This window comes from Citrobacter sp. wls718 (assembly GCF_005280945.1).
Classification (GTDB): Bacteria; Pseudomonadota; Gammaproteobacteria; order Enterobacterales; family Enterobacteriaceae; genus Citrobacter; species Citrobacter gillenii.
The window spans coordinates 8046-32809 of sequence record NZ_SZWV01000021.1 but is presented as its reverse complement, the minus strand read 5'-3'; the positions used below and the strand labels follow the sequence as shown (position 1 = coordinate 32809).

27 protein-coding genes and 1 pseudogene are annotated in these 24764 nt (G+C 53.1%); 18 read left to right on the top strand and 10 right to left on the bottom strand.

Annotated elements, in window-relative coordinates; all coding sequences use genetic code 11:
* Positions 1-78: 78 nt before the first annotated feature.
* A complete protein-coding gene (locus FDW95_RS04245; RefSeq protein ID WP_096755757.1) occupies positions 79-837 on the top strand; it encodes a M48 family metallopeptidase in 759 nt (252 codons plus the stop codon).
* 110 nt (positions 838-947) lie between these two features.
* Here the strand turns inward: FDW95_RS04245 and speB are convergent, their stop codons facing one another.
* The 4 genes and pseudogenes from speB to FDW95_RS24110 form a co-directional block, all read right to left on the bottom strand.
* Positions 948-1868 (bottom strand): agmatinase, encoded by a 921-nt coding sequence (gene speB / locus FDW95_RS04240; protein ID WP_115257521.1) that lies wholly within the window; start codon positions 1866-1868, stop codon positions 948-950.
* A 141-nt stretch (positions 1869-2009) separates the two neighbouring features.
* On the bottom strand, positions 2010-3986 hold the full coding sequence (gene speA / locus FDW95_RS04235) for a biosynthetic arginine decarboxylase (RefSeq protein ID WP_096755755.1): 1977 nt from the start codon (positions 3984-3986) through the stop codon (positions 2010-2012).
* Between the two features lie 8 nt (positions 3987-3994).
* Positions 3995-4126 (bottom strand): acid stress response protein YqgB, encoded by a 132-nt coding sequence (gene yqgB, locus FDW95_RS04230; protein WP_115257520.1) that lies wholly within the window; start codon positions 4124-4126, stop codon positions 3995-3997.
* Between the two features lie 194 nt (positions 4127-4320).
* Positions 4321-4413: pseudogene (locus FDW95_RS24110) on the bottom strand (hypothetical protein); the annotation flags it as partial.
* A 419-nt stretch (positions 4414-4832) separates the two neighbouring features.
* Here FDW95_RS24110 and metK point away from each other — a divergent pair.
* The 3 genes from metK to FDW95_RS04215 all read left to right on the top strand — a co-directional run bounded on the left by metK (position 4833) and on the right by FDW95_RS04215 (position 8362).
* Positions 4833-5987: a methionine adenosyltransferase gene (metK, locus tag FDW95_RS04225; protein ID WP_115257519.1), complete on the top strand. Its 1155-nt coding sequence runs from the start codon at positions 4833-4835 to the stop codon at positions 5985-5987.
* A gap of 380 nt (positions 5988-6367) precedes the next feature.
* Positions 6368-7762 (top strand): galactose/proton symporter, encoded by a 1395-nt coding sequence (galP, locus tag FDW95_RS04220; protein WP_096755752.1) that lies wholly within the window; start codon positions 6368-6370, stop codon positions 7760-7762.
* 78 nt (positions 7763-7840) lie between these two features.
* On the top strand, positions 7841-8362 hold the full coding sequence (locus tag FDW95_RS04215; protein WP_115257518.1) for a SprT family zinc-dependent metalloprotease: 522 nt from the start codon (positions 7841-7843) through the stop codon (positions 8360-8362).
* A gap of 12 nt (positions 8363-8374) precedes the next feature.
* Here the strand turns inward: FDW95_RS04215 and FDW95_RS04210 are convergent, their stop codons facing one another.
* Positions 8375-9250, bottom strand: coding sequence for a dihydrodipicolinate synthase family protein (locus FDW95_RS04210; protein ID WP_115257517.1), 876 nt, complete (start codon positions 9248-9250; stop codon positions 8375-8377).
* 237 nt (positions 9251-9487) lie between these two features.
* On the opposite strand from FDW95_RS04210, the gene endA reads away from it, so the two are divergent.
* The 5 genes from endA (at position 9488) to ruvX (ending at position 13116) form a co-directional block, all read left to right on the top strand.
* Positions 9488-10195 (top strand): deoxyribonuclease I, encoded by a 708-nt coding sequence (endA, locus tag FDW95_RS04205; protein WP_115257516.1) that lies wholly within the window; start codon positions 9488-9490, stop codon positions 10193-10195.
* A gap of 74 nt (positions 10196-10269) precedes the next feature.
* Positions 10270-11001 (top strand): 16S rRNA (uracil(1498)-N(3))-methyltransferase, encoded by a 732-nt coding sequence (gene rsmE / locus FDW95_RS04200; protein WP_115257515.1) that lies wholly within the window; start codon positions 10270-10272, stop codon positions 10999-11001.
* 12 nt (positions 11002-11013) lie between these two features.
* Positions 11014-11961 (top strand): glutathione synthase, encoded by a 948-nt coding sequence (gshB, locus tag FDW95_RS04195; RefSeq protein ID WP_115257514.1) that lies wholly within the window; start codon positions 11014-11016, stop codon positions 11959-11961.
* Positions 11962-12136: 175 nt separating this feature from the next.
* Positions 12137-12700 (top strand): YqgE/AlgH family protein, encoded by a 564-nt coding sequence (locus FDW95_RS04190; protein ID WP_115257513.1) that lies wholly within the window; start codon positions 12137-12139, stop codon positions 12698-12700.
* Positions 12700-13116 carry a Holliday junction resolvase RuvX gene (ruvX, locus tag FDW95_RS04185; protein WP_096755745.1) on the top strand — a complete coding sequence of 139 codons (417 nt, stop codon included), beginning with the start codon at positions 12700-12702 and terminating at the stop codon, positions 13114-13116. The genes FDW95_RS04190 and ruvX overlap by 1 nt, the downstream gene beginning before the upstream one ends.
* 9 nt (positions 13117-13125) lie before the next feature.
* On the opposite strand, the gene FDW95_RS04180 is transcribed toward ruvX, so the two are convergent.
* Positions 13126-14106, bottom strand: coding sequence for a type IV pilus twitching motility protein PilT (locus tag FDW95_RS04180; RefSeq protein WP_115257512.1), 981 nt, complete (start codon positions 14104-14106; stop codon positions 13126-13128).
* Positions 14107-14123: 17 nt separating this feature from the next.
* On the opposite strand from FDW95_RS04180, the gene FDW95_RS04175 reads away from it, so the two are divergent.
* The 5 genes from FDW95_RS04175 to hemW are packed head-to-tail and all read left to right on the top strand — an operon-like array spanning position 14124 to position 17430.
* The gene (locus FDW95_RS04175; protein WP_096755743.1) at positions 14124-14828 is read left to right on the top strand and encodes a YggS family pyridoxal phosphate-dependent enzyme; all 705 of its coding nucleotides are present in this window, start codon (positions 14124-14126) and stop codon (positions 14826-14828) included.
* A gap of 18 nt (positions 14829-14846) precedes the next feature.
* Positions 14847-15413: a YggT family protein gene (locus FDW95_RS04170; protein WP_096755742.1), complete on the top strand. Its 567-nt coding sequence runs from the start codon at positions 14847-14849 to the stop codon at positions 15411-15413.
* A complete protein-coding gene (yggU, locus tag FDW95_RS04165; RefSeq protein WP_115257511.1) occupies positions 15410-15700 on the top strand; it encodes a DUF167 family protein YggU in 291 nt (96 codons plus the stop codon). Before FDW95_RS04170 ends, yggU begins: the two co-directional genes overlap by 4 nt.
* Before the next feature lie 7 nt (positions 15701-15707).
* Positions 15708-16301 (top strand): XTP/dITP diphosphatase, encoded by a 594-nt coding sequence (locus tag FDW95_RS04160; protein WP_115257510.1) that lies wholly within the window; start codon positions 15708-15710, stop codon positions 16299-16301.
* Positions 16294-17430, top strand: coding sequence for a radical SAM family heme chaperone HemW (gene hemW / locus FDW95_RS04155; protein ID WP_115257509.1), 1137 nt, complete (start codon positions 16294-16296; stop codon positions 17428-17430). The genes FDW95_RS04160 and hemW overlap by 8 nt, the downstream gene beginning before the upstream one ends.
* 124 nt (positions 17431-17554) lie before the next feature.
* Here hemW and ansB read toward each other — a convergent pair whose 3' ends face one another.
* The 4 genes from ansB to trmB form a co-directional block, all read right to left on the bottom strand.
* Complete coding sequence (gene ansB / locus FDW95_RS04150) at positions 17555-18601, bottom strand: L-asparaginase 2 (protein WP_096755739.1); 1047 nt, start codon at positions 18599-18601, stop codon at positions 17555-17557.
* A gap of 188 nt (positions 18602-18789) precedes the next feature.
* A complete protein-coding gene (locus FDW95_RS04145) occupies positions 18790-19509 on the bottom strand; it encodes a DUF2884 domain-containing protein (RefSeq protein ID WP_096755738.1) in 720 nt (239 codons plus the stop codon).
* A gap of 49 nt (positions 19510-19558) precedes the next feature.
* Positions 19559-19885, bottom strand: a complete 327-nt coding sequence (locus tag FDW95_RS04140) for a YggL family protein (RefSeq protein WP_096755737.1) — start codon at positions 19883-19885, stop codon at positions 19559-19561.
* A complete protein-coding gene (gene trmB / locus FDW95_RS04135) occupies positions 19885-20604 on the bottom strand; it encodes a tRNA (guanosine(46)-N7)-methyltransferase TrmB (RefSeq protein ID WP_096755736.1) in 720 nt (239 codons plus the stop codon). The genes FDW95_RS04140 and trmB overlap by 1 nt, the downstream gene beginning before the upstream one ends.
* Before the next feature lie 160 nt (positions 20605-20764).
* Here trmB and mutY point away from each other — a divergent pair, with 160 nt between their 5' ends.
* The 4 genes from mutY (at position 20765) to FDW95_RS04115 (ending at position 24755) form a co-directional block, all read left to right on the top strand.
* Complete coding sequence (gene mutY, locus FDW95_RS04130) at positions 20765-21817, top strand: A/G-specific adenine glycosylase (RefSeq protein ID WP_115257508.1); 1053 nt, start codon at positions 20765-20767, stop codon at positions 21815-21817.
* A gap of 27 nt (positions 21818-21844) precedes the next feature.
* Positions 21845-22114: an oxidative damage protection protein gene (locus FDW95_RS04125; RefSeq protein ID WP_003027126.1), complete on the top strand. Its 270-nt coding sequence runs from the start codon at positions 21845-21847 to the stop codon at positions 22112-22114.
* Between the two features lie 86 nt (positions 22115-22200).
* Positions 22201-23286 carry a membrane-bound lytic murein transglycosylase MltC gene (gene mltC / locus FDW95_RS04120; protein ID WP_135911431.1) on the top strand — a complete coding sequence of 362 codons (1086 nt, stop codon included), beginning with the start codon at positions 22201-22203 and terminating at the stop codon, positions 23284-23286.
* A gap of 212 nt (positions 23287-23498) precedes the next feature.
* Entirely contained in the window at positions 23499-24755 is a 1257-nt protein-coding gene (locus FDW95_RS04115) for a nucleoside permease (RefSeq protein ID WP_096755733.1), read from the top strand.
* The last annotated feature ends 9 nt before the right edge of the window (positions 24756-24764 follow it).

Below are 24764 nucleotides of genomic sequence, written 5' to 3'. Positions count from 1 at the left end.
ATACTTAGGTTGAGCGTCGCATTACCTGCAAACGACGCATTTTTTAGAATAATCCTGACTTCGTGCGGAAGAGAAAAAATGAAAATTCGCGCTTTACTGCTTGCTATGAGCATGGCAACGGCATTGACCGGCTGCCAGAATATGGACTCCAACGGACTACTTTCATCTGGCGCAGGTGCTTTCCAGGCCTACAGTCTGAGCGATGCTCAGGTCATCGCGCTGAGCAACCAAGCCTGCCAGGATATGGACAGCAAAGCGACCATTGCTCCTGCCAGCAGTGAATATACCAAACGACTGAGCAAAATCGCCGCTGCGCTAGGCGATAACATCAACGGCCAGCCGGTGAATTACAAAGTCTATGTGGCGAAAGACGTTAACGCGTTTGCGATGGCAAATGGCTGCATCCGCGTGTACAGCGGCCTGATGGATATGATGACAGATAACGAAGTTGAGGCGGTTATTGGTCACGAAATGGGCCACGTTGCGCTGGGTCACGTGAAGAAAGGAATGCAAGTTGCGCTGGGAACCAACGCCGTGCGTGCCGCAGCGGCCTCTGCGGGCGGCATCGTCGGCAGCTTGTCGCAGTCTCAGCTTGGCGATCTGGGAGAAAAACTGGTGAACTCGCAGTTCTCCCAACGTCAGGAATCCGAAGCGGATGATTACTCGTATGATTTGTTGCGCAAACGCGGTATTAATCCGGCAGGCTTAGCCACCAGCTTTGAGAAACTGGCAAAACTGGAAGCCGGTCGTCAAAGCTCAATGTTTGACGACCATCCAGCCTCCGCCGAACGTGCGCAACATATTCGCGACCGCATGAGCGCAGACGGAATTAAGTAATCTTCAAACAGTGCCGGATGGCTGCGTAAACGCCTATCCGGCCTACAGATTCAACAACAATGTAGGCCGGATTAGCGTCAGCGACATCCGGCAAAATTGTCCGAAATCCGTTATTCGCCTTTCTTCGCCGCCTGGATATACAACATCTCCAGTGCCAGCGTTGCTGCTGCCAGCGCGGTGATCTCAGACTGATCGTAGGCCGGGGCCACTTCAACTACATCCATCCCGACAATATTCAGATCCTTCAGGCCACGCACCAGTTTGATCGCACGATCCGACGTCAGACCGCCGATCACTGGCGTACCCGTACCCGGAGCAAACGCCGGATCCAGGCAGTCGATATCAAAGGTCAGGTAAACCGGCATGTTACCGACAATCTGCTTCACCTGCGCAATGATGTCATCCACGCTGCGATCGTTCACCTGGCAGGCATCCAGTACGGTAAAGCCGTTGTCTTTGTCAAACTCGGTCCGAATACCGATCTGCACGGAATGGTTCGGATCGATCAGGCCTTCGTTCGGCGCGGTATAGAACATGGTGCCGTGGTCAAATTCACAGCCGTTAGCATAGGTGTCGGTGTGGGCATCAAAGTGCACCAGCGCCATTTTACCAAAGTGCTTAGCGTGCGCGCGCAGCAGCGGCAGCGTGACGAAGTGGTCACCGCCGAAGGAGAGCATGCGCTTGCCGGCAGAAAGCAGCTTTTCAGCATGCGCCTGCAATTTTTCACTCATTTCACGCGCATCGCCAAACGCATACACCAGATCGCCGCAGTCCACGACGTTCAGGCGTTCACGCATGTCAAAATTCCACGGGAAGCGGTTGTGCTCCCAGGCCAGATTGGTCGACACCTGACGGATCGCTGCCGGACCATGACGCCCACCCGCACGACCAGACGTCGCCATATCAAACGGTACGCCGGTAATAACCCAGTCGGCATCGCTGTCGTAGGGCTGGAAATTCATCGGCAGACGTAAAAAACCAAAGGCGTTAGAAACCAGGGAGTTGTCGTATTGATGACCTAAGGTGCTCATGTACTGACCTCTTATAAAATCGGTTAAAAAAATCCCCTCCGCGTCGTTAAGCCCGACGAGGAAGGGATTGATTTACGTGACTACGTGTATGGGCGAATTATCGCCGCTAATTTGTCCAGGTTCAAGCGACCCAGAACAACCTTACTCGTCTTCGAGATAGGTATAGCCGTACAGTCCAGCCTCGAACTCTTCGAGGAACTGCTGTTGCAGCGCATCGTCCAGATCGGTCTGTTTAACCTGATCGCGGAAGTGGGTCAGCAACGTTTTTGGATCCAGCTGCACGTACTGCAACATGTCCGCGACGGTATCCCCTTCATCAGACAGCTCAACTTCAACGCTACCATCCGGGAAGACAAATACGTCGACCGCTTCGGTATCGCCGAACAGGTTGTGCATGTTGCCAAGGATTTCCTGGTACGCGCCAACCATAAAGAAGCCCAGCATCGGCGGGTTCTCAGGATCGTACTCCGGCATCGGCATGGTGGTAGCAATACCATCGCCGTCAACATAATGGTCAATAGCACCGTCAGAGTCGCAGGTAATATCCAGCAGCACCGCACGGCGCTCAGGGACCTGGTTCAGTCCTTCCAGCGGCATGACCGGGAACAGCTGATCGATCCCCCACGCATCCGGCATCGACTGGAACAGTGAGAAGTTGACGTAAATCTTATCCGCCATACGCTCCTGCAGTTCGTCGATGATCGGACGGTGCGCGCGGTTGCTCGGGTCGAGCTGTTTCTGCACGTCATGGCACATGTTCAGATACAGCTGCTCTGCCCACGCGCGCTCCTGCAGGCTGAAGGTTCCGGATGAATAGCCAATGTGAACATCGTGCAAATCCATCTGACTGTCGTGCAGCCATTCACGCAGCGAACGGCGGGTGCCCGGTTCGTGCATCTCCTGCCAGGTTTCCCACATGCTTTGCAGGGCACGCGGCGCATCGTCAGCCGGAGGCGTAGCTTCGGTGTGTTCGCTACGCTCAACGCCGATGATGTTAGACACCAGCACGGTATGGTGCGCGGTTACCGCACGGCCGGACTCGGTAATTACCGTCGGATGCGGCAGGCCGTGTTCTTCACAGGCATCGCCAATCGCCCAGATAATATTGTTGGCGTATTCGTTCAGACCGTAGTTGACCGAACAGTCAGACTGCGAGCGTGTCCCTTCATAGTCCACGCCGAGGCCACCACCCACATCGAAGCACTGGATGTTTACGCCCAGTTTGTGCAGCTCAACGTAGAAACGCGCAGATTCACGTACGCCGGTGGCGATATCGCGAATGTTCGCCATCTGTGAACCGAGATGGAAGTGCAGCAATTGAATGCTGTCCAGACGACCGCGTTCGCGCAGAATTTCCACCAGTTGCAGTACCTGGTTCGCCGCCAGGCCGAACTTGGATTTTTCACCACCGGAGGACTGCCATTTACCAGAACCTTGCGAGGCCAGACGCGCACGCACGCCCAGACGCGGGACCACATTCAGCCGTTCGGCTTCATCCAGCACGATCGCGATTTCAGACATCTTCTCAATGACCAGATAGACCTTGTGGCCCATCTTCTCGCCAATCAGCGCCAGACGAATGTATTCGCGGTCTTTGTAACCATTACAGACAATCACGCTGCGGGTCATGCCTGCATGCGCCAGAACCGCCATCAGTTCGGCCTTAGAACCGGCTTCCAGTCCCAGCGGCTCACCGGAGTGAATCAGCGATTCAATCACACGACGGTGCTGATTAACCTTGATCGGATAAACGAGGAAATAATCCCCCTTGTAGCCGTAAGATTCGCGGGCGCGTTTGAATGCGGCGTTAATCGAACGCAGACGGTGTTGCAGGATCTGTGGGAAACAGAACAGCGCAGGCAGACGTTGCCCCTGCGCTTCGCGAGCTTTTACCAGCTCGGCAAGATCAACACGTGCTTCTGGGACGTCAGGGTCCGGGCACACGCTAATGTGACCGAGTTCGTTGACGTCGTAGTAGTTATTACCCCACCAGGCAATATTGTAGGTACGCAGCATCTTGCTGGCTTCCTGGGAACTCATTGCAACCTCCTGCATGGAGCGTAGTACACCCTGTCCGCCTGCTGACGAAGGCGAACCCATAGAAATGTCGTCAGACATAGCGAACCTCAAATTTTATTAACAAGTGTAAAACAGTTGACTACTATCGCAATCCGAAGAAGCGATAACAACCCATAAACAGGCAGATTTTCCAGCAGATAGTGCTGACGCTCCGACTGTGCGACCGGTTTCTTTATCATTTCATTGTAAACACGTTACCGAACGTAATACTGACAGTTCGGCGAAACCACGAGAAAACTCTTGTTTACCAAGAGCGCCCTTGTTCAGTCCTTAGTGACCGTTACCGGCTCTTGAGTCCTGAGATACGCCGAGATGGGTATACACTTCATCCTTCATGCAGCCTCGACGCAGCATGAATGATTTTATGTATATAACATCGACAGGTATGCAAAGCAGAGATGCAGATTGCGGGGGACATATGCACACCTGAACGGTGTGGCAGATTCAGCAGAATACAACGGTTCATTATCTCGTATCACCTCCACGGTCGCTCCAGACGGAACGAACCCACAAGCCAAAGCTAAAGTGTTAACCCGGCTGGAAGTGGCGACACGATGAAAACGTCGTGTGCTTTTTGTATAAGCCGCGCGCCGCGTTTTATACCGATAAGAGTACGAAAAAGCAAAAGATAAATGCGCGCATTGCCAGCACCGTCAGGAAAAATTTCCAGTTACATTTTCGGTACAATGCGACCGTAGTCAAAAAAAGCTGGAAATCGGGCGAAGAACTGTCCTAAAATAGCCGTCCAGATGTTAATCCATCTATACCGATTAACACTCAGACTGCCAGTGTCCGAAATCTGCAGACTCATGGTAGAATCTTCTACACATGGCTATTCCACTCGACAGTTTGAGCTAACCAAATTCTCCTTAGGTGAAATTAAATATGGCAAAACACCTTTTTACGTCCGAGTCCGTATCAGAAGGGCATCCTGACAAAATCGCTGACCAAATCTCTGATGCCGTGCTGGATGCAATCCTCGAACAGGATCCGAAAGCACGCGTCGCCTGCGAAACCTATGTCAAAACCGGTATGGTTTTAGTTGGCGGTGAAATCACCACCAGCGCATGGGTCGACATCGAAGAGATCACGCGTAATACGGTTCGCGAAATTGGCTATGTGCATTCCGACATGGGCTTTGACGCTAACTCTTGCGCAGTACTGAGCGCTATCGGTAAACAGTCTCCGGATATCAACCAGGGCGTTGACCGTGCCGATCCGCTGGAACAGGGCGCGGGCGATCAGGGTCTGATGTTTGGTTATGCCACCAACGAAACCGACGTGTTGATGCCGGCACCAATCACTTACGCTCACCGTCTGGTACAACGTCAGGCTGAAGTGCGTAAAAACGGCACCCTGTCGTGGCTGCGCCCGGATGCGAAAAGCCAGGTCACCTTCCAGTATGACGATGGCAAAATTGTCGGTATTGATGCGGTGGTTCTGTCTACTCAGCACTCTCAAGATGTTGACCAGAAAACACTGCAAGAAGCAGTGATGGAAGAGATCATCAAGCCGGTACTGCCGACCGAGTGGTTGAGCGCATCGACCAAATTCTTCATCAACCCAACCGGCCGTTTCGTTATCGGTGGCCCAATGGGTGACTGCGGTCTGACCGGTCGTAAGATTATCGTTGATACCTACGGCGGCATGGCGCGTCACGGTGGCGGCGCATTCTCAGGTAAAGATCCGTCTAAAGTTGACCGTTCTGCAGCCTACGCAGCCCGCTATGTCGCGAAAAATATCGTGGCTGCCGGTCTGGCTGACCGCTGTGAGATTCAGGTTTCCTACGCTATTGGCGTGGCAGAACCTACCTCTATCATGGTCGAAACCTTCGGTACCGAGAAAGTGCCAACTGAACAGCTGACCCTGCTGGTACGTGAGTTCTTCGACCTGCGTCCATACGGCCTGATCCAGATGCTGGATCTGCTGCACCCGATCTATAAAGAAACCGCAGCCTACGGCCACTTTGGTCGTGAACATTTCCCATGGGAAAAAACCGACAAAGCGCAGCAGCTGCGCGAAGCTGCCGGACTGAAGTAATTTACTGAATACCCCCGCTTACCAGGACCAGCCTTAAGGCTGGTCTTTTTTTTAGCTGTACCTTAACGTCCCTCTCCTCCCTGACTTTCAATGCAAATGAAAGCGATTACATCCAGTCATTATCATAATGAATTGATTTTACATCCCTTAATTTCTACATTTTCATTATTGTTACATTACTTTTCAGTATCGTCTTAATTCCAGGCAATCACTCATTTTTCATTTTTATGAAACTGCATGTTTTTCAAATAATTAACTTATAACATCCGTGAATGCCAGTGTAAGCGATTACACTAATGTGATATTAATCTCATTTTTTCACCCCGTACTCACCTACCCTTAACATCAACAAAAATAAGTTACCCAACCTGGAGGGCATCATGCCTGGGAATAAAAAACAGGGGCGTTCCAACAAAGCCATGACATTTTTTGTCTGCTTTCTTGCCGCCCTGGCAGGATTACTTTTTGGCCTGGATATCGGCGTGATTGCCGGTGCATTACCGTTCATCACCGACGAGTTTCAAATTACCCCGCACACTCAGGAATGGGTGGTCAGCTCCATGATGTTTGGCGCAGCTGTAGGTGCTGTCGGCAGCGGCTGGCTCTCCTTCAAGCTTGGACGTAAAAAAAGCCTGATGATCGGCGCGATCCTGTTTGTCGCCGGCTCGCTGTTCTCCGCCGCGGCGCCTAACGTAGAAGTACTGCTTCTCTCCCGTATCCTGCTGGGTCTGGCCGTGGGCGTTGCGTCTTACACTGCGCCACTGTATCTATCTGAAATTGCACCGGAAAAAATTCGTGGCAGTATGATTTCCATGTATCAGCTGATGATTACCATCGGGATCCTCGGGGCCTATCTATCCGATACCGCCTTTAGCTATAGCGGTGCATGGCGCTGGATGCTGGGCGTGATCATCATTCCTGCCCTGCTGCTGCTGGTTGGCGTGTTCTTCCTGCCGGACAGCCCGCGCTGGTTCGCCGCTAAACGTCGCTTCGTCGATGCTGAACGCGTGCTGTTACGTCTGCGTGATACCAGTGCAGAAGCGAAACGCGAGCTGGATGAAATTCGTGAAAGCCTGCAGGTAAAACAAAGCGGTTGGGCGCTGTTTAAAGAAAACAGCAACTTCCGCCGCGCGGTATTCCTTGGCGTACTGTTACAGGTGATGCAGCAGTTCACCGGGATGAACGTCATCATGTACTACGCACCAAAAATCTTTGAACTGGCGGGTTATACCAACACCACTGAGCAGATGTGGGGCACCGTTATCGTGGGTTTGACCAACGTGCTGGCGACCTTTATCGCCATTGGCCTGGTTGACCGCTGGGGCCGTAAACCGACGCTGATCCTCGGCTTTATCGTGATGGCTATCGGTATGGGCGTGCTGGGCACAATGATGCACATTGGTATCCACTCCGCTGCCGCCCAGTACTTTGCCGTACTGATGCTGCTGATGTTTATCGTTGGCTTCGCGATGAGTGCCGGTCCGCTGATTTGGGTACTGTGCTCTGAAATCCAGCCGCTGAAAGGCCGCGATTTCGGTATCACCTGCTCTACCGCAACCAACTGGATTGCCAACATGATCGTCGGCGCAACCTTCCTGACGATGCTGAACTCGCTGGGCAGCGCCAACACCTTCTGGGTCTACGGCGGCCTGAACGTCCTGTTCATCTTCCTGACCTTGTGGCTGATTCCGGAAACCAAAAACGTCTCCCTGGAACACATTGAACGTAACCTGATGAAAGGCCGTAAACTGCGCGAAATTGGCGCACACGACTAATCACTCAAGGCTTCCTCCCCGGGCGGGAGGGAGCCTTCCTCTTGCAGTCCCTTCCCTGTCGCACTATCCTCTTGCGTTATGAAAACCTCCCGACTTCCCATCGCCATCCAGCAAGCCGTTATGCGCAGCCTGCGGGAAAAACTTGCCCTCGCCAATCTCAAGCTCGAACGCAATTATCCGGAACCTAAGCTTGTGTACCAACAGCGCGGCACTGCTGCGGGTACTGCGTGGCTGCAAAGCAATGAAATTCGCCTCAACCCGGTGCTGCTGATGGAAAACGTTGAGGCGTTTATCAACGAGGTCGTACCGCATGAACTGGCACATTTGCTGGTGTGGAAGCACTTTGGCCGCGTACCGCCTCACGGAAAAGAGTGGAAATGGATGATGGAAAGCGTGCTGGGCGTTCCGGCCCGGCGTACGCATCAGTTCGAACTGCAATCCGTGCAGCGCAATACCTTTACTTACCGCTGCAAGTGCCAGGAGCATCAGTTGACCGTCCGCCGACATAACCGCATTGTGCGTGGTGAGGCCACCTACCGCTGCGTCCACTGTGGCGAACCGTTGATTCCCGGGCCGCAGGAAAACCCGGCGAAGGCCTGACATCCTCGTTCATCAATCCAAAAAAGATAATGAACTCAACGTTTCCTGCAATAAGAGCCTTTCCTCCCCCTTCAGCGTTTGCACCGGAAAGGGGAGACAAGGCGCAGACACTTTCCCCATCATTTCTGCCACCGTCGCGATCACCCTCAGGCTACCGTGCCGTTGATAAAAGGCCCACAGAGGCTGGAGCGCGCTATCCAGTTGCCGGGTTTTGACGTGATCTCCCGTCAACGCGGCATTGGCTAAAGCACGTGAATAATGCGGGAACAAGCCTGCCAGGACGGAATACCAGACATCGCCTCCGGCTAACAGCCCTGAGGCAGCCTGACCGTCGCCACTGACACCAATAGAGACGCCTGCCGGAAGACTGTTTTTTAGCCTGGCGATCCGTTCAGAGGTGAATGAAGCCAGTTTAATCGAACCAATAGCCGGTAAATTTGACAGCGCGATAAGCAGGTCATCGCTAAATTCAAACCCGGTGGTGGCGGGATTATCATAAATACATAGCGGCACCGACAGCTCGCGAGTGACTCGATCGTACAGATCAAAAACTTCATCCACGTTCAGCCGCTGGTAAGAGACCGGGGCCATCAAAACGCCACTGACACCCGCCTGCTGCGCATCATCCATAAGATGCAGAATTTCTTCGACTCGTACGCTGCCAATGCTGGTAATAACGGGGATATCAGATGCCGCCTCAAGCGCAAGCCGGGTAACGCGTAGGCGCTGTTCACGCGTCAGGTAGGCATAGCTCCCGGTAGAACCCAGCACACCGATGGAATCAACGCCGGCACCGGCAATATTCTCAATCAGAGAAAGCCATGTATTTTCATCAATCTCACCCGCCCTCAGCGGCGTAAGCGGAAACGCGCTCACCCCTTTCTTCATCTTTTTTCCCGGTCATTAATTCGATAAAAACGGCTGTTATCTGGGCAATCTGCGCAACGCCCTGGTTCGCGCTCGTGACACGCTACTGTATGAGCAGGCGCGCTAAACAAGCAAACAATAATCCGCCGATAGCGCCTTGTTACTCAAAAGTAATTTCTGGAACTTATATGATTTAGCTGATTGCATCTGCCCGACGCTTTCGTTACGTTGCGGGCTCGTTTTGACACGGAGTGTGTGATGTACCGTAATCTTTCTATGGCAGTGGCGTTATTGGCTACTGCACTCTCTGGCCCGGCATTCGCCGAAGGTATCAACAGTTTCTCCCAGGCGAAAGCCGCTGGTGTAAAAGTTAATGTCGATGCGCCCGGCGATTTCTACTGCGGCTGTAAAATTAACTGGCAGGGCAAAAAAGGGGTCGTGGATCTCGAGTCCTGCGGCTATAAAGTGCGGAAAAACGAAAACCGCGCCAGCCGTATTGAATGGGAACACGTGGTTCCGGCCTGGCAATTTGGTCATCAACGCCAGTGCTGGCAGGACGGTGGACGTAAAAATTGCGCCAAAGATCCGGTCTATCGCAAGATGGAAAGCGATATGCACAACCTGCAACCGGCAGTGGGTGAAGTAAATGGCGATCGCGCGAACTTTATGTACAGCCAGTGGAACGGCGGCGAAGGCCAGTATGGGCAGTGTGACATGAAGGTCGATTTCAAAGAAAAAGTGGCTGAGCCGCCTGCGCGCGCTCGCGGCGCCATCGCGCGCACCTATTTTTACATGCGCGACCAGTACAACCTGACGCTTTCCCGTCAGCAAACCCAGCTTTTTAACGCCTGGAATAAACAGTATCCAGTGACCGACTGGGAGTGCGAACGCGACGAACGTATTGCGAAGGTACAGGGCAACCATAACCCATACGTGCAACGCGCTTGCCAGGCGCAAAAGAGCTAACCTACACTAGCGTCAATATTTTAACCCATGCCCTGCCGTTTTGTCGGCCAGGGCCATGACGCGGATGGTTAACTATGCGCATTCCTCGCATTTATCACCCTGAACCACTCACGGCAGGCAGCCAAATTTCACTGTATGAAGATGCCGCCAACCATATCGGTCGCGTGCTGCGCATGGGAGCGGGCCAGGCTCTTCAACTATTTGACGGCAGCAACCAGGTGTTTGACGCCGAGATCACCCACGCCAGCAAGAAAAGCGTGGATGTGAAGATACTGAGCGCCGAACTCGACGATCGCGAATCTCCCTTGCATATTCATCTTGGGCAGGTGATGTCGCGCGGTGAAAAAATGGAATTTACTATCCAGAAATCGATTGAACTGGGTGTAAGCCTCATTACGCCACTTTTTTCTGAGCGCTGCGGCGTTAAACTGGACAGTGAACGCTTGAACAAGAAGCTCCAGCAGTGGCAGAAAATTGCGATTGCCGCCTGCGAGCAATGCGGTCGTAACCGGGTGCCTGAAATTCGCCCGGCAATGGATCTGGAAGCCTGGTGTGCCGAGCAGGACGAGGGGCTAAAACTGAACCTGCACCCGCGTGCCAGCGCCAGTATTAACACGCTTCCGCTGCCGGTAGAGCGCATCCGACTGCTGATTGGCCCGGAAGGCGGGCTGTCGGCAGATGAAATTGCCATGACTGCACGCTATCAGTTTACTGATATTCTGTTAGGACCTCGCGTTCTGCGTACTGAGACAACTGCGCTCACCGCCATTACCGCGCTACAGGTGCGATTTGGCGATCTGGGCTAACGGAGAAGAACAATGATCAAGCTCGGCATCGTGATGGATCCCATCGCAAGCATCAACATCAAGAAAGATTCCAGCTTTGCTATGCTGCTGGAAGCACAACGTCGTGGTTACGAACTTCACTATATGGAGATGGCCGATCTTTATCTGATTAATGGTGAAGCCCGCGCCCGCACGCGTACCCTGAGCGTAGAGCAGAACTACGACAAATGGTATGAGTTCAACAGCGAACAAGATCTACCACTGGCTGACCTGGACGTCATTCTGATGCGTAAGGATCCGCCGTTTGATACCGAGTTCATCTACGCCACCTATATTCTGGAGCGTGCAGAAGAGCAAGGGACGCTGATCGTGAACAAACCGCAGAGCCTGCGCGATTGTAACGAAAAGCTGTTCACCGCCTGGTTCGCGGACCTGACGCCAGAAACGCTGGTCACGCGTAACAAAGCGCAGCTGAAAGCCTTCTGGCAAAAACACAGCGATATCATTCTCAAGCCGCTGGACGGCATGGGCGGTGCATCGATCTTCCGCGTGAAGGAAGGCGATCCGAACCTCGGTGTAATTGCCGAAACGCTGACCGAACACGGTACCCGCTACTGCATGGCGCAGAACTACCTGCCGGCAATTAAAGACGGCGACAAACGCGTACTGGTGGTCGATGGCGAACCCGTTCCCTACTGCCTGGCACGCATTCCACAGGGCGGTGAAACCCGTGGTAATCTGGCGGCCAGTGGCCGTGGCGAACCGCGTCCGCTGACCGACAGCGACTGGGAAATTGCACGTCGTATCGGGCCAACGCTGAAAGCCAAAGGACTGATTTTTGTCGGTCTGGATATTATCGGCGATCGCCTGACGGAAATTAACGTCACCAGCCCAACCTGTATTCGCGAAATTGAGGCGGAGTTCCCGGTGTCCATTACCGGTATGCTGATGGATGCCATTGAAGCTCGCTTAGCCAAGTAAACCTGCGCCGGATGACGACGCCACGGTGTCTTATCCGGCCTACAATTGCACCCCGTTGGCCGGATAAGGCGAAGCCGATATCCGGCAATGTTATTTTCAGAGGGTGACAACTTAACGCTTTCCTCGCATACTGACCGTTGTTGCTTTTTTGAACCAGGAAACAGAACCTCTGACAATGAATTTACAGCATCACTTTCTTATTGCCATGCCTGCTCTCCAGGATCCGATTTTCCGCCGTTCCGTGGTCTACATTTGCGAACATAATGAAAATGGCGCAATGGGGATTATCGTCAATAAACCCCTGGAAAAATTACAGATTGCAGGGATTCTGGAAAAGCTGAAGATTACCCCTGAGACACGCGATCCGGCGATTCGCCTGGATAAAGCCGTGATGCTCGGAGGCCCGTTAGCAGAAGAGCGTGGGTTTATTTTGCATACCCCTCCTTCACGCTTCGCCTCGAGCATTCGTATTTCGGACAACACCATTATCACCACTTCCCGCGATGTACTGGAAACCTTAGGCACTCAGGAACAACCTTCCGAGGTGCTGGTCGCCCTGGGGTATTCATCATGGGAAAAAGGCCAACTGGAGCAAGAGTTGCTGGATAACGCCTGGCTCACCGCCCCCGCGGATCTCAATATTCTGTTTAAAACGCCGATTGCCGACCGCTGGCGCGACGCGGCCAAACTTATCGGGATCGATATCCTGACCATGCCTGGCGTGGCGGGACACGCATAATGAGCGAAACATTACTCTCCTTTGATTTTGGGACCAAAAGTATTGGCGTGGCGATTGGTCAGCGCATTACAGGTACTGCCAGACCGCTGCCTGCCATCAAAGCGCAGGACGGCACGCCAGACTGGAACGTGATTGAACGCCTGCTAAAAGAGTGGCAACCGGATGAAATCATTGTCGGTCTGCCGCTCAATATGGACGGCACCGAGCAGCCGCTTACTGCGCGCGCACGCAAGTTTGCCAACCGTATTCATGGCCGCTTTGGCGTCACGGTCACGCTGCACGACGAACGCCTGAGCACCGTCGAAGCACGTTCCGGCCTGTTTGAGCAAGGCGGGTACCGCGCGCTGAATAAAGGCAAAGTAGACTCCGCGTCTGCCGTCGTTATTCTCGAAAGCTATTTCGAACAAGGTTACTAAGGCTCATATTTACAGCCTGCCTTGCGCCTGACGCTGCTGCAGGCTCTGGGCAAATGTTTGCATACCCACCTGTTGCCCGGTTTGTATCACGCCGGGTAGCTGGTGGGTTTTCCCTTCACGGATCAGATTACTCACAGCCGACGTATTGACCAGCAGTTCAAATAACGCCACCCGCCCACCCTGCCTGTCGGCTTCCAGTTTTTGTGCGAGCACCGCCCGCAAACTACCCGCCAGTTGATTACGCACCGGGTCTTTTTCCTGTGCAGGGAACGTATCCACCAGCCGCTCCACCGCCTGCGCCGCACCGCGCGTATGCAGCGTTGCCAGCACCAGATGCCCCGTTTCCGCCGCCGTCAGCGCCAGACGAATCGTCTCGCTGTCGCGCAGTTCCCCCAGTAAAATCACGTCAGGATCTTCACGCAATGCCGCCCGCAGGCCGGCAGCAAAAGAAAGGCAGTGCACGCCAATCTCACGCTGTTGGATCAGACAACGCTGGCTGGTATAGCGGTATTCAATCGGGTCTTCCAGGGTCAGAATATGCCCGTCAACGTGCTGATTGAGAGAGTCCACCATCGCCGCCAGCGTCGTCGACTTACCGCTGCCCGTCGCCCCGGTCACCAGAATCAACCCGTTTTCGCTGTGCAGCAGTTCTGGCAACGCAGCGGGCGTCTGGAGATCATCCAGGCACGGGCAATCAAACGGCAGCAGTCTCAGCGCCAGTGACGTTCCCTGCTGATGCGTAAATGCGCTGGCCCGTAAACGCCGGGAATCCGCCAGTGCGATAGCAAAATCAACCTGACCCTTTTCCCGCCACTGTACCTGTTGTTGCTCACTGAGCCATAACATCAGCAGCTTCTCCACGTCAGGCGCGGTAAACGGGGCAATTTCTACCCTTCCACATATGCGCCAGCGCGCAGGCCATGCATTGCACAGGTGTAGATCCGACACGTTATGCTTTACACTAAGGGCCACTATTTCTTCCATATTCATATGAACATCCTCGGAAAATGAACGATATCGCGCATAACCTGGCACATGTCAGGGAGAAAATCTCAGCCGCCGCGACGCGTTGCGGGCGGTCTTCAGAAGACGTTACGTTGCTTGCAGTGAGCAAAACCAAACCTGCGAGCGCCATCGAAGAAGCCATTGCTGCCGGGCAGCATGCCTTTGGGGAAAACTATGTTCAGGAAGGCGTGGATAAAATCCGCTACTTCAGCGAAAACGGCGTGACTGGACTGCAGTGGCACTTTATCGGCCCGTTGCAGTCCAACAAAAGCCGTCTGGTGGCTGAACATTTTGACTGGTGCCACACGATAGACCGTTTGCGCATCGCCACCCGACTCAGCGAACAGCGCCCGGCAGACCTACCGCCGCTAAATGTGCTGATTCAAATAAACATCAGCGATGAGAACAGCAAGTCAGGTATTCCGCTGGCAGAGCTTGATGCCCTGGCCGCAGACGTCGCCGCTCTGCCGCGCATTACCCTGCGTGGACTGATGGCAATCCCGGCGCCTGAGTCAGATTATGTAAGGCAGTTTGAAGTTGCACAGCAAATGGCTGTAGCATTTGCCGGGTTGAAAACACGCTACCCGACAGTCGATACGCTCTCGTTGGGAATGTCTGATGATATGGATGCCGCCATCGCGGCGGGTAGCACGATGGTGCGCATTGGCACTGCCATTTTTGGTGCTCGTGATTACACAAAAAATTAAGGAAAACTGAGGAACACCATGAATACGTTGACCTTCCTGCTCTCAACGGTAATTGAGCTGTATACCATGGCGCTGCTATTGCGCGTGTGGATGCAGTGGTCTCGCTGCGATTTTTACAATCCGTTTTCGCAGTTCATTGTAAAAATCACTCAGCCTATTATTGGGCCGTTACGCCGAATTATTCCCCCGATGGGGCCGATTGATAGCGCATCGTTACTGGTCGCGTTAGTGCTCAGCTTTATCAAAGCTATTGTGCTGTTCAAAGTGGTCACGTTCCAACCCATTATCTGGATCGCCGCCGTACTGATCGTCCTGAAGACTATCGGGCTACTGATTTTCTGGGTACTGCTGGTGATGGCCATCATGAGTTGGGTCAGCCAGGGCCGCAGCCCTGTAGAATACGTACTGATTCAACTGGCGGATCCGCTGCTGCGTCCTATTCGTCGTATCCTACCAGGAATGGGCGGGATCGACTTCTCCCCGATGATCCTGGTGCTGCTGCTCTATGTCATCAACATGGGGATCGCAGAAGTGTTACAAGCGACAGGCAACATGCTGCTGCCGGGGCTGTGGATGGCGCTATGAGTGCCGTAACACTCTGCGATGACGGTCTGGTTTTACGGCTCTACATTCAGCCTAAAGCCAGCCGTGACAGTATTGTGGGTTTACATGGCGACGAAGTAAAAGTCGCCATTACCGCCCCACCGGTCGATGGGCAAGCCAACAGCCATCTGGTGAAGTTTCTCGGTAAACAGTTCCGTGTGGCGAAAAGCCAGGTCGTTATTGAGAAGGGTGAGCTTGGCCGCCACAAACAGGTTAAAATCATTCATCCGCAACAGATCCCGCCAGAAATTGCGGCGCTAACTGATTAGGTATCCCATGCAAAAAGTTGTCCTCGCGACCGGCAATGCCGGTAAAGTGCGTGAACTCGCCTCTCTCCTGAGCGACTTCGGGCTTGATGTCGTTGCCCAAACGGATCTGGGCGTTGATTCCGCAGAAGAAACCGGCCTGACGTTTATTGAAAACGCCATTCTGAAGGCGCGTCATGCCGCGCAAATCACCGGTCTGCCGGCCATTGCCGATGATTCCGGCCTGGCCGTTGACGCCCTCGGCGGGGCACCGGGGATTTATTCTGCTCGCTATTCTGGTGAAGATGCGACTGACAGACAAAACCTGGAAAAACTGCTGCACACCCTGCAGGATATCCCGGACGAAAAACGTCAGGCACAGTTCCATTGTGTACTGGTGTATATGCGCCACGCAGATGACCCAACCCCTGTTGTATGTCATGGACGCTGGCCGGGCGTGATCGCTCGTGAGCCTGCCGGAGACGGTGGTTTTGGCTACGACCCTATCTTCTTTGTACCGTCTGAGGGTAAAACCGCAGCCGAACTGACCCGCGAAGAAAAGAGTGCTATTTCCCACCGTGGACAGGCACTAAAACTGCTGCTGGATGCGCTGCGTAATGGTTAAGTTGCCACCGCTGAGTCTTTATATCCACATCCCGTGGTGCGTGCAGAAATGCCCCTACTGCGACTTCAACTCGCATGCGTTAAAGGGCGAAGTTCCCCATGACGATTACGTTGGGCATCTGCTGAGCGATCTGGATGCCAACGTCGCCTACGCGCAGGGACGCGAAGTAAAGACCATTTTTATTGGTGGCGGTACGCCGAGCCTGCTCTCTGGCCCGGCAATGCAAACGCTGCTGGATGGCGTGCGTGCGCGTCTGAATCTGGCGGCGGATGCCGAAATCACGATGGAAGCCAATCCCGGTACGGTGGAAGCCGATCGGTTTGTCGATTATCAACGCGCTGGAGTTAACCGCATCTCGATTGGCGTACAAAGTTTTAGCGCCGCCAAGCTTGAGCGACTGGGGCGTATTCACGGGCCAGAAGAAGCCAAACGCGCGGCGAATCTGGCTGACGGTCTGGGATTGCGCAGCTTTAACCTCGATCTGATGCACGGCCTGCCGGATCAAACGCTGGAAGAAGCGCTGGGCGATTTACAGCAGGCCATTGAGCTTAACCCCCCGCATCTCTCCTGGTATCAGCTCACTATTGAGCCCAACACGTTGTTTGGTTCGCGCCCGCCGGTGCTACCGGATGATGACGCCCTGTGGGATATTTTTGAGCAAGGCCACCGGTTGCTGACCGCCGCCGGGTATCAGCAATATGAAACCTCGGCCTATGCAAAACCGGGATATCAGTGCCAGCACAACCTGAACTACTGGCGTTTTGGCGACTATCTTGGCATTGGCTGCGGGGCTCACGGCAAGGTCACCTTCCCGGACGGACGTATCCTGCGCACCACCAAAACGCGACATCCGCGCGGTTACATGCAGGGACGTTATCTCGAAAGCGAGCGTGATGTCGCCGAGGCTGATAAGCCATTTGAGTTCTTTATGAACCGCTTCCGCTTGCTGGAGGCCGCACCGCGTGTGGAATTCACCCACTATACCGGGCTTACCGAAGAGGTGATTCGAGCACAGATTGATGAGGCTATCGCCCAGGGATATCTGACGCAGAGCGATGAGTACTGGCAGATTACCCAGCACGGTAAGCTGTTTTTAAACTCACTGCTGGAGCTGTTTCTGGCGGAGTAACGCGGAAAACCGTAATGAATGTTGGCCTGATAAGGCTTTGAGCCACCATTCGGCAAATTGCCTGATGGCGCTGCGCTTATCAGGCCTACAGGGTTAGGTCGATAAGCGCAGCCACCTTCATCGATTAGTACTGATTAAACATTTCCTGGATCTGTTTAGGATCTTTGGTCTGTGTCAGCGCCAATTGCAGCAGCACGCGAGCTTTTTGTGGGTTCAGCGAGCCAGACGCCACAAATCCGTACTTCGCATCATCGATTTCAGCATCCTGCGTGGTGGAGCCAGTAGGTACGCGGGAAGAACGCACGACCACGGTGCCTTTGTGCGCAGCGGTTGCCAGCGTATCGAAAATGGTTTTATACAGGTTACCATTACCCACACCAGCACTCACAATCCCGGCGTATCCGGCATCGACCAGCGCTTTTGCCGGCAGATCGGAGGCGTTAGCGTAGTTATAGATAATGCCCACCTTCGGCAGCTCGGTCAGCTTAGAGACATCGAATGGCGTTGCGGAAGTATGCTTGCGCGCAGGCGTACGCTGGTAATCAATTTTACCGTTATGGATATAGCCCAGCGGGCCATAGTTGACGGCTTTGAAGGTCGCGACATCCGTGGTGTTGGTCTTGGTCACATCACGGCCATCCAGGACAGTGTCGTTCATCACCACCAGCACACCGCGGTTAGCAGACGCTTTATCCGCCGCGGTCACCACGGCGTTATAGAGGTTGAACGGGCCATCGGCGCTCATACCCGTAGACGGACGCATTGCGCCGACCAACACCACTGGCTTGTTGCACTTGACGGTCAGATCGAGGAAATACGCGGTTTCTTCCATAGTATCCGTACCATGGGTCACCACGAAGCCGTCGGTTTTATCACATTCGGTGTTGATCTTCTTCGCCAGCGTTAACCAGACGTCGTCATTCATGTCCTGCGAGCCAATATTCACCACCTGCTCGCCTTTAACGACGGCAATATCTTTCAGTTGCGGCACCGCATCGACCAGATTTTCTACGCCAACTTTACCCGCCGTGTAGTTGGATTTTGTTGCGGAATCACCGCCACCAGCAATCGTCCCGCCGGTAGCCAGAATGGTGATATTGGGTAATGCGAGCGCTGCGCCGCTGAACCCCATAACCAGTGCTGCCAGTGCCGTTTTTCTGAAAAAATCCATGTTATTACTCCGGTTATTTGAATTTGCCGCATTATGTCAACCTGACAGATGAATAATGTGACCTCTTCCAATTAACCAGACTTATATATTTATAAATTTGTTATTTTTAGAGATGGATATCAAAAAACAAGGAAAATGCAAAGCAAAACGGCACAGAATGTTTCTGTGCCGTTAAAGAGAGGTAAATGCTATTTTAGACCGTTAACCAATGCCTTACGGTCATCTTCCAGCGTCACGACGCGCGCGCAAACATCTTTGCCAAACTGCTGGAAGTCTTTCTCTTGGTTCTTCCATTCATTCTGGATGGAGGTTTGCAAACCGCCGAGGCTACCGAGCACACCCTGCAGTGGGTTACCGCCACCTTTGAGCACCGCTTTGGCACCCATTTCGTTGATGCTGTCCTGCAGAATGCCGCCCATCGCCTGATTCACCAGCTGCTGCCCGTCAGCACGGACCTGATCAATCGCCTTATAATGGAAGGTCAGACCGTCAGTACGATGCTCGATGATCCGGTTCATCTGCTCTTTCAATTGGGCGTCAAGCTTGGTTAAACGACCGCGCATGTTGCTGCTTTCACCGACTTCTTTGGCGATAATTTTGTCCAGCGCGATGCGACCTTTCTCGACGCGCGCTCTGGCGCCGTCGTCAATCCACGGCAGGCTGCTACGCAACGCCGCCTGATAATCTTTCGCCTGCTCACGCTGTGCGGCGCTTAAGGTGTACTGCTTACCGTTGAAGGTAACATTCCCGGCTGGCGTGATCACCAGATCGCCGTTTTCACCCTTCACCTGCACCGTTTGCGGAGTCACAATCACATCGTCACGCGGGGTGACGCTGCACTTATAATCAGCATGTGCGGCCATCGCCGTGAACGTCAGAACTGCCGCCAGCAGCGTTTTACGCATCATATCTATCCCTCAATACAAATCGGGCCGGCATTTGCCGACCCTGTGCTACTTAGTCCCACCAAATATCGAAAAGTTCGCTGGTGCGCACATCTTCAAGTTTGTGCTCTTCCAGCCACTTACGCACGATTGCCTGATGTTCTTCAGTGCATTTGCCGATTTCCTGCAGGCAGATCAGACCTTCCCAGGCCAGATAGCCACTGCCGTCATAGGCCAGCTTGTTCGGCTCAATAACCTCATTGATAAAGTCATCAACGATTTTATCGACCTGCTCTTCAGATGTGCCTTCCGGAAAACGCCATGCAACCGAAAATCCGACTTCCTGGAATTCGTCGATATGCATTTTTTTACGCAGACGACGGCTACGGTTCTTTGCCATTATTTCACCCTCTCGAACATTAAGTCCCATACGCCGTGGCCAAGACGATGGCCACGTTGTTCAAATTTGGTTACCGGGCGCGATGGTGGGCGCGGTACATAATCGTTACTCTCAGACTGGTTTTTATACCCGTCAATGGAGGACATCACTTCAAGCATGTGCTCCGCATAAGCTTCCCAGTCGGTAGCCATGTGGAAAACACCGCCCAACTTCAGCTTACTCTTCACCAGCTCAGCAAACGGTACCTGAACGATACGGCGTTTATTATGACGTGCTTTATGCCACGGGTCAGGGAAAAAGAGCTGAACCATCGATAAAGAATTGTCAGGAATCATTTTGTGCAGCACTTCAACGGCGTCATGACACATCACGCGCAGGTTTTCGACGCCCTCTTCATGCGCCGAAGCCAGGCAGGCGCCAACGCCCGGAGAGTGAACCTCAATACCGAGGAAGTTTTGTTCCGGACGCGCTTTGGCCATCGCCACCAGCGAAGCGCCCATACCGAAACCTATTTCAAGCGTCACCGGTGCGTCACGGCCAAACAGCGCAGCAAAATCGACCGGCGCTTCGCTGAACTCAACGCCCATCACCGGCCAGTAGTTTTCCAGTGCGTGTTCCTGCCCTTTAGTCAGTCGCCCCTGGCGACGAACAAAACTACGAATCCGGCGCAGCGGGCGACCGTTTTCATCAAATTCCGGTGAAATGACGTCGTTCTTCATAAAAGTTTAGTCTGCTGTGTTTGAGTTCTGAAAACGGGCATTATCCAAAGTTAGTTGCCGGATGCAAGTAAAGGAAGAGAGTCAGCTGCGGAAAGTTCCGGTTTACACCCTTCGACCTCTGTGCTGCAATCTTGCCCCCAGCAATAATGAAACGGTAATCATGCAAGCGTCTCAATTTTCAGCTCAGGTGTTGAGCTGGTACGACAAATACGGGCGAAAAACGCTGCCCTGGCAAATTGACAAGACGCCTTACAAAGTATGGCTTTCTGAAGTCATGCTGCAACAAACTCAGGTTGCGACCGTTATTCCTTATTTTGAACGGTTTATGGCGCGCTTTCCAACGATAACCGATTTAGCCCATGCCCCGCTTGATGAAGTCCTGCATTTGTGGACCGGGCTGGGGTATTACGCGCGTGCGCGCAATCTGCATAAAGCCGCTCAGCAGGTGGCGACGCTGCATGGCGGCACCTTCCCGCAAACCTTTGATGAAGTTGCCGCCCTGCCCGGCGTTGGACGCTCTACCGCAGGCGCGATCCTTTCGCTCTCTTTGGGTCAGCATTTTCCGATTCTCGACGGCAACGTCAAACGCGTGCTGGCACGCTGTTATGCTGTCAGCGGCTGGCCGGGGAAAAAAGAGGTCGAGAAAAAACTGTGGGCGTTGAGTGAGCAGGTTACACCCGCCCACGGCGTTGAACGATTTAATCAGGCGATGATGGATTTAGGCGCGCTAGTCTGTACGCGTTCAAAACCTAAGTGCGCCCTGTGCCCATTACAAAATGGCTGTATGGCTACCGCCAATGCAAGTTGGGCACAATACCCGGGTAAAAAGCCCAAGCAGACGTTACCGGAGCGCACAGGCTATTTTTTACTGATGCAGCATAACGATGAGGTGTTACTCGCGCAGCGTCCACCTAGCGGCTTATGGGGCGGATTATACTGTTTTCCGCAGTTTGAAGATGAAGATGGACTGCATCAGTGGCTGGCGCAACGGCAAATTAACGCAGATAATCTGACCCAGCTTACTGCGTTTCGCCATACCTTTAGTCATTTCCACTTAGATATTGTGCCTATGTGGCTTCCCGTGTCCTCATTCACCGCCTGCATGGATGAAGGCAACGCGCTCTGGTATAACTTAGCGCAACCGCCGTCAGTCGGACTGGCGGCTCCCGTGGAGCGTTTGTTACAGCAATTACGCGTCGGTGCGCAGGTTTAACGTGCCGGTCGATAAAGAGGATTTTTTATGAGCAGAACGATTTTTTGTACTTTCCTGCAACGTGAAGCAGAAGGTCAGGATTTTCAGCTGTACCCAGGCGATCTGGGAAAACGCATTTATAACGAGATTTCGAAAGAAGCATGGGCACAGTGGCAGCACAAGCAAACCATGCTGATTAACGAGAAGAAACTCAACATGATGAACGTCGAGCACCGCAAGCTGTTGGAACAGGAGATGATCAACTTCCTGTTTGAAGGCAAGGACGTGCACATTGAAGGCTATACGCCAGAGTCATAAGAACCGTTGCCGGATGGCGCTGCGCTTATCCGGCCGACGATTTAATCTGGTCCTTGCAAATAACCAACACAACACGCACCCCCGGAATGATGAAAAAATTTCTCGCGCTTGCCGTTATTGCGCCGTTGCTCATCTCCTGTTCCAGTTCGACCAAAAAAGGCGATTCCTATAACGAAGCCTGGGTCAAGGATACCAACGGTTTTGATATTCTGATGGGGCAGTTTGCCCATAACATTGAGAATTTGTGGGGATTTAAAGAAGTGCTGATCGCGGGTCCGAAGGACTACGTCAAGTATACCGATCAGTATCAAACCCGCAGCCACATCAACTTTGATGACGGTACCATAACCGTGGAGACCATCGCCGGGACAGATCCTGCCGGGCATTTACGACGGGCAATAATCAAGACCTTGCTGATGGGAGACGATCCGGGTTCCATCGATCTCTATTCCGATGTCGATGATATCAAGATTTCCAAAGAGCCGTTCCTCTACGGGCAGGTCGTTGATAATACCGGTCAGCCTATTCGCTGGGAGGGGCGCGCGACAAACTTCGCCAACTACCTGCTGCAAACGCGACTGAAGAGCCGGAGTAACGGCCTGCGCATTATCTACAGCGTGACAATTAACCTGGTGCCAAACCACCTTGATAAGCGTGCGCATAAGTATATCGGCATGGTTCGTCAGGCATCGCGTAAGTATGGCGTCGACGAGGCGCTGATCCTCGCCATCATGCAAACCGAGTCCTCCTTTAACCCGTATGCGGTCAGCCATGCTGATGCACTGGGCCTGATGCAGGTCGTGCAGCACAGCGCCGGGAAGGATGTATTCCGCTCACAGGGCCGTTCCGGTACGCCAAGCCGTAGCTTCTTGTTTGACCCGGCCAACAACATTGATACCGGTACCGCCTATCTGGCGATGCTCAACAATGTCTACCTGGGCGGAATCGATAACCCAACCTCACGTCGTTACGCCGTCATTACCGCGTATAACGGTGGGGCAGGCAGCGTGCTGCGTGTGTTCTCCAGCGATAAAATTCAGGCAGCAAATATCATCAACAGCATGTCGCCGGGAGACGTTTATCAAACATTAACCACCCGACATCCGTCGGCGGAATCACGCCGCTACCTTTATAAGGTCAATTCTGCACAAAAATCCTATCGACGTCGGTAATGTTTACCCTCTTCGGCCGCGTGAAGCTGGCGGCAGAAGAGGGTAAAAGTGTTAACTCCGTCACTATTTTGCTTTGCAATTGGAAATTGTTTGCAAATATTTGTCACAGCTAACAAAAAAACACCCCTTCTCATTGATAGAATAACATCATATTGAAACGGCAAATGTGCTTTTTAAAACATCCATCCGCATTACGATGTGAGGAAATTAACATGAATCTTAAGCTGCAGCTGAAAGTCCTTTCCTTTCTGCAGTTCTGCCTGTGGGGTAGTTGGCTCACGACCCTCGGCTCTTATATGTTTGTCACCCTTAAATTCGACGGTGCCTCTATTGGCGCAGTCTATAGCTCGCTGGGGATTGCCGCCGTATTTATGCCTACGCTGTTAGGTATCGTCGCCGACAAATGGATCAGTGCCAAGTGGGTTTATGCTCTTTGCCACCTGGTGGGTGCGGGTACGCTGTTCGCTGCCGCCGAGGTCACCACGCCTGGAGCCATGTTCTTTGTGATCCTGCTTAACTCCCTGGCCTATATGCCAACGCTGGGGTTAATCAACACTATTTCTTACTATCGCCTGCAGTCTGCCGGGATGGATATTGTCACCGACTTCCCGCCAATCCGTATCTGGGGCACCATCGGGTTTATTCTGGCCATGTGGGCGGTAAGCTTCTCAGGCTTTGAACTGAGCCATATGCAGCTGTATATCGGCGCAATTCTGTCCGTGGTACTGGCACTGTTCACCCTGACGCTGCCGCATATTCCGGTTGCTAATCAGCAGAAAAATCAGAGCTGGACGTCAATGATGGGTTTGGATGCCTTCGCCCTGTTTAAAAACAAGCGTATGGCAATTTTCTTCATCTTCTCGATGATGCTGGGCGCAGAACTGCAAATTACCAACATGTTCGGTAATACCTTCCTGCACAGCTTCGATAATAACCCGCTGTTCTCTGGTAGCTTCATCGTCGAGCATGCGTCAGTCATGATGTCCATCTCGCAGATTTCAGAAACCCTGTTTATCCTGACCATCCCGTTCTTCTTAAGCCGTTACGGTATTAAGAACGTTATGCTGATCAGTATTGTGGCGTGGATGCTGCGTTTTGGTCTGTTTGCGTACGGCGACCCGACTCCGTTCGGTACCGTGCTGCTGGTTCTGTCGATGATTGTTTACGGCTGCGCCTTCGATTTCTTCAACATCTCCGGTTCGGTGTTCGTGGAAAAAGAAGTTCGTCCGGAAATTCGCGCCAGTGCACAGGGTATGTTCCTGATGATGACCAACGGCTTTGGCTGTATTCTGGGTGGTCTGGTGAGCGGTAAAGTGGTGGAACACTTCACACTGAACGGCATTACTGACTGGCAGAGTGTATGGCTGATCTTCGCGGGCTACTCACTGTTCCTGGCCTTTGCCTTCGTCGCACTGTTTAAGTACAAACACGTTCGCACTCCGGCTGGCACACAGACTATCGCACACTAATCTTCATTG

Excerpts from the sequence above, each read along its gene's own strand:
- yggU (WP_115257511.1), top strand. The coding sequence starts at position 15,410 with ATGAGTGCCGTAACACTCTGCGATGACGGTCTGGTTTTACGGCTCTAC.
- trmB (WP_096755736.1), bottom strand. The coding sequence starts at position 20,604 with ATGAAGAACGACGTCATTTCACCGGAATTTGATGAAAACGGTCGCCCG.
- FDW95_RS04170 (WP_096755742.1), top strand. The coding sequence starts at position 14,847 with ATGAATACGTTGACCTTCCTGCTCTCAACGGTAATTGAGCTGTATACC.
- FDW95_RS04140 (WP_096755737.1), bottom strand. The coding sequence starts at position 19,885 with ATGGCAAAGAACCGTAGCCGTCGTCTGCGTAAAAAAATGCATATCGAC.
- FDW95_RS04210 (WP_115257517.1), bottom strand. The coding sequence starts at position 9,250 with ATGAAGAAAGGGGTGAGCGCGTTTCCGCTTACGCCGCTGAGGGCGGGT.
- galP (WP_096755752.1), top strand. The coding sequence starts at position 6,368 with ATGCCTGGGAATAAAAAACAGGGGCGTTCCAACAAAGCCATGACATTT.
- gshB (WP_115257514.1), top strand. The coding sequence starts at position 11,014 with ATGATCAAGCTCGGCATCGTGATGGATCCCATCGCAAGCATCAACATC.
- metK (WP_115257519.1), top strand. The coding sequence starts at position 4,833 with ATGGCAAAACACCTTTTTACGTCCGAGTCCGTATCAGAAGGGCATCCT.
- ansB (WP_096755739.1), bottom strand. The coding sequence starts at position 18,601 with ATGGATTTTTTCAGAAAAACGGCACTGGCAGCACTGGTTATGGGGTTC.
- hemW (WP_115257509.1), top strand. The coding sequence starts at position 16,294 with ATGGTTAAGTTGCCACCGCTGAGTCTTTATATCCACATCCCGTGGTGC.
- FDW95_RS04160 (WP_115257510.1), top strand. The coding sequence starts at position 15,708 with ATGCAAAAAGTTGTCCTCGCGACCGGCAATGCCGGTAAAGTGCGTGAA.
- endA (WP_115257516.1), top strand. The coding sequence starts at position 9,488 with ATGTACCGTAATCTTTCTATGGCAGTGGCGTTATTGGCTACTGCACTC.
- yqgB (WP_115257520.1), bottom strand. The coding sequence starts at position 4,126 with ATGATAAAGAAACCGGTCGCACAGTCGGAGCGTCAGCACTATCTGCTG.
- FDW95_RS04190 (WP_115257513.1), top strand. The coding sequence starts at position 12,137 with ATGAATTTACAGCATCACTTTCTTATTGCCATGCCTGCTCTCCAGGAT.
- FDW95_RS04180 (WP_115257512.1), bottom strand. The coding sequence starts at position 14,106 with ATGAATATGGAAGAAATAGTGGCCCTTAGTGTAAAGCATAACGTGTCG.
- mltC (WP_135911431.1), top strand. The coding sequence starts at position 22,201 with ATGATGAAAAAATTTCTCGCGCTTGCCGTTATTGCGCCGTTGCTCATC.
- mutY (WP_115257508.1), top strand. The coding sequence starts at position 20,765 with ATGCAAGCGTCTCAATTTTCAGCTCAGGTGTTGAGCTGGTACGACAAA.
- ruvX (WP_096755745.1), top strand. The coding sequence starts at position 12,700 with ATGAGCGAAACATTACTCTCCTTTGATTTTGGGACCAAAAGTATTGGC.
- FDW95_RS04115 (WP_096755733.1), top strand. The coding sequence starts at position 23,499 with ATGAATCTTAAGCTGCAGCTGAAAGTCCTTTCCTTTCTGCAGTTCTGC.
- FDW95_RS04245 (WP_096755757.1), top strand. The coding sequence starts at position 79 with ATGAAAATTCGCGCTTTACTGCTTGCTATGAGCATGGCAACGGCATTG.
- FDW95_RS04145 (WP_096755738.1), bottom strand. The coding sequence starts at position 19,509 with ATGATGCGTAAAACGCTGCTGGCGGCAGTTCTGACGTTCACGGCGATG.
- speA (WP_096755755.1), bottom strand. The coding sequence starts at position 3,986 with ATGTCTGACGACATTTCTATGGGTTCGCCTTCGTCAGCAGGCGGACAG.
- FDW95_RS04175 (WP_096755743.1), top strand. The coding sequence starts at position 14,124 with ATGAACGATATCGCGCATAACCTGGCACATGTCAGGGAGAAAATCTCA.
- rsmE (WP_115257515.1), top strand. The coding sequence starts at position 10,270 with ATGCGCATTCCTCGCATTTATCACCCTGAACCACTCACGGCAGGCAGC.
- FDW95_RS04125 (WP_003027126.1), top strand. The coding sequence starts at position 21,845 with ATGAGCAGAACGATTTTTTGTACTTTCCTGCAACGTGAAGCAGAAGGT.
- FDW95_RS04215 (WP_115257518.1), top strand. The coding sequence starts at position 7,841 with ATGAAAACCTCCCGACTTCCCATCGCCATCCAGCAAGCCGTTATGCGC.
- speB (WP_115257521.1), bottom strand. The coding sequence starts at position 1,868 with ATGAGCACCTTAGGTCATCAATACGACAACTCCCTGGTTTCTAACGCC.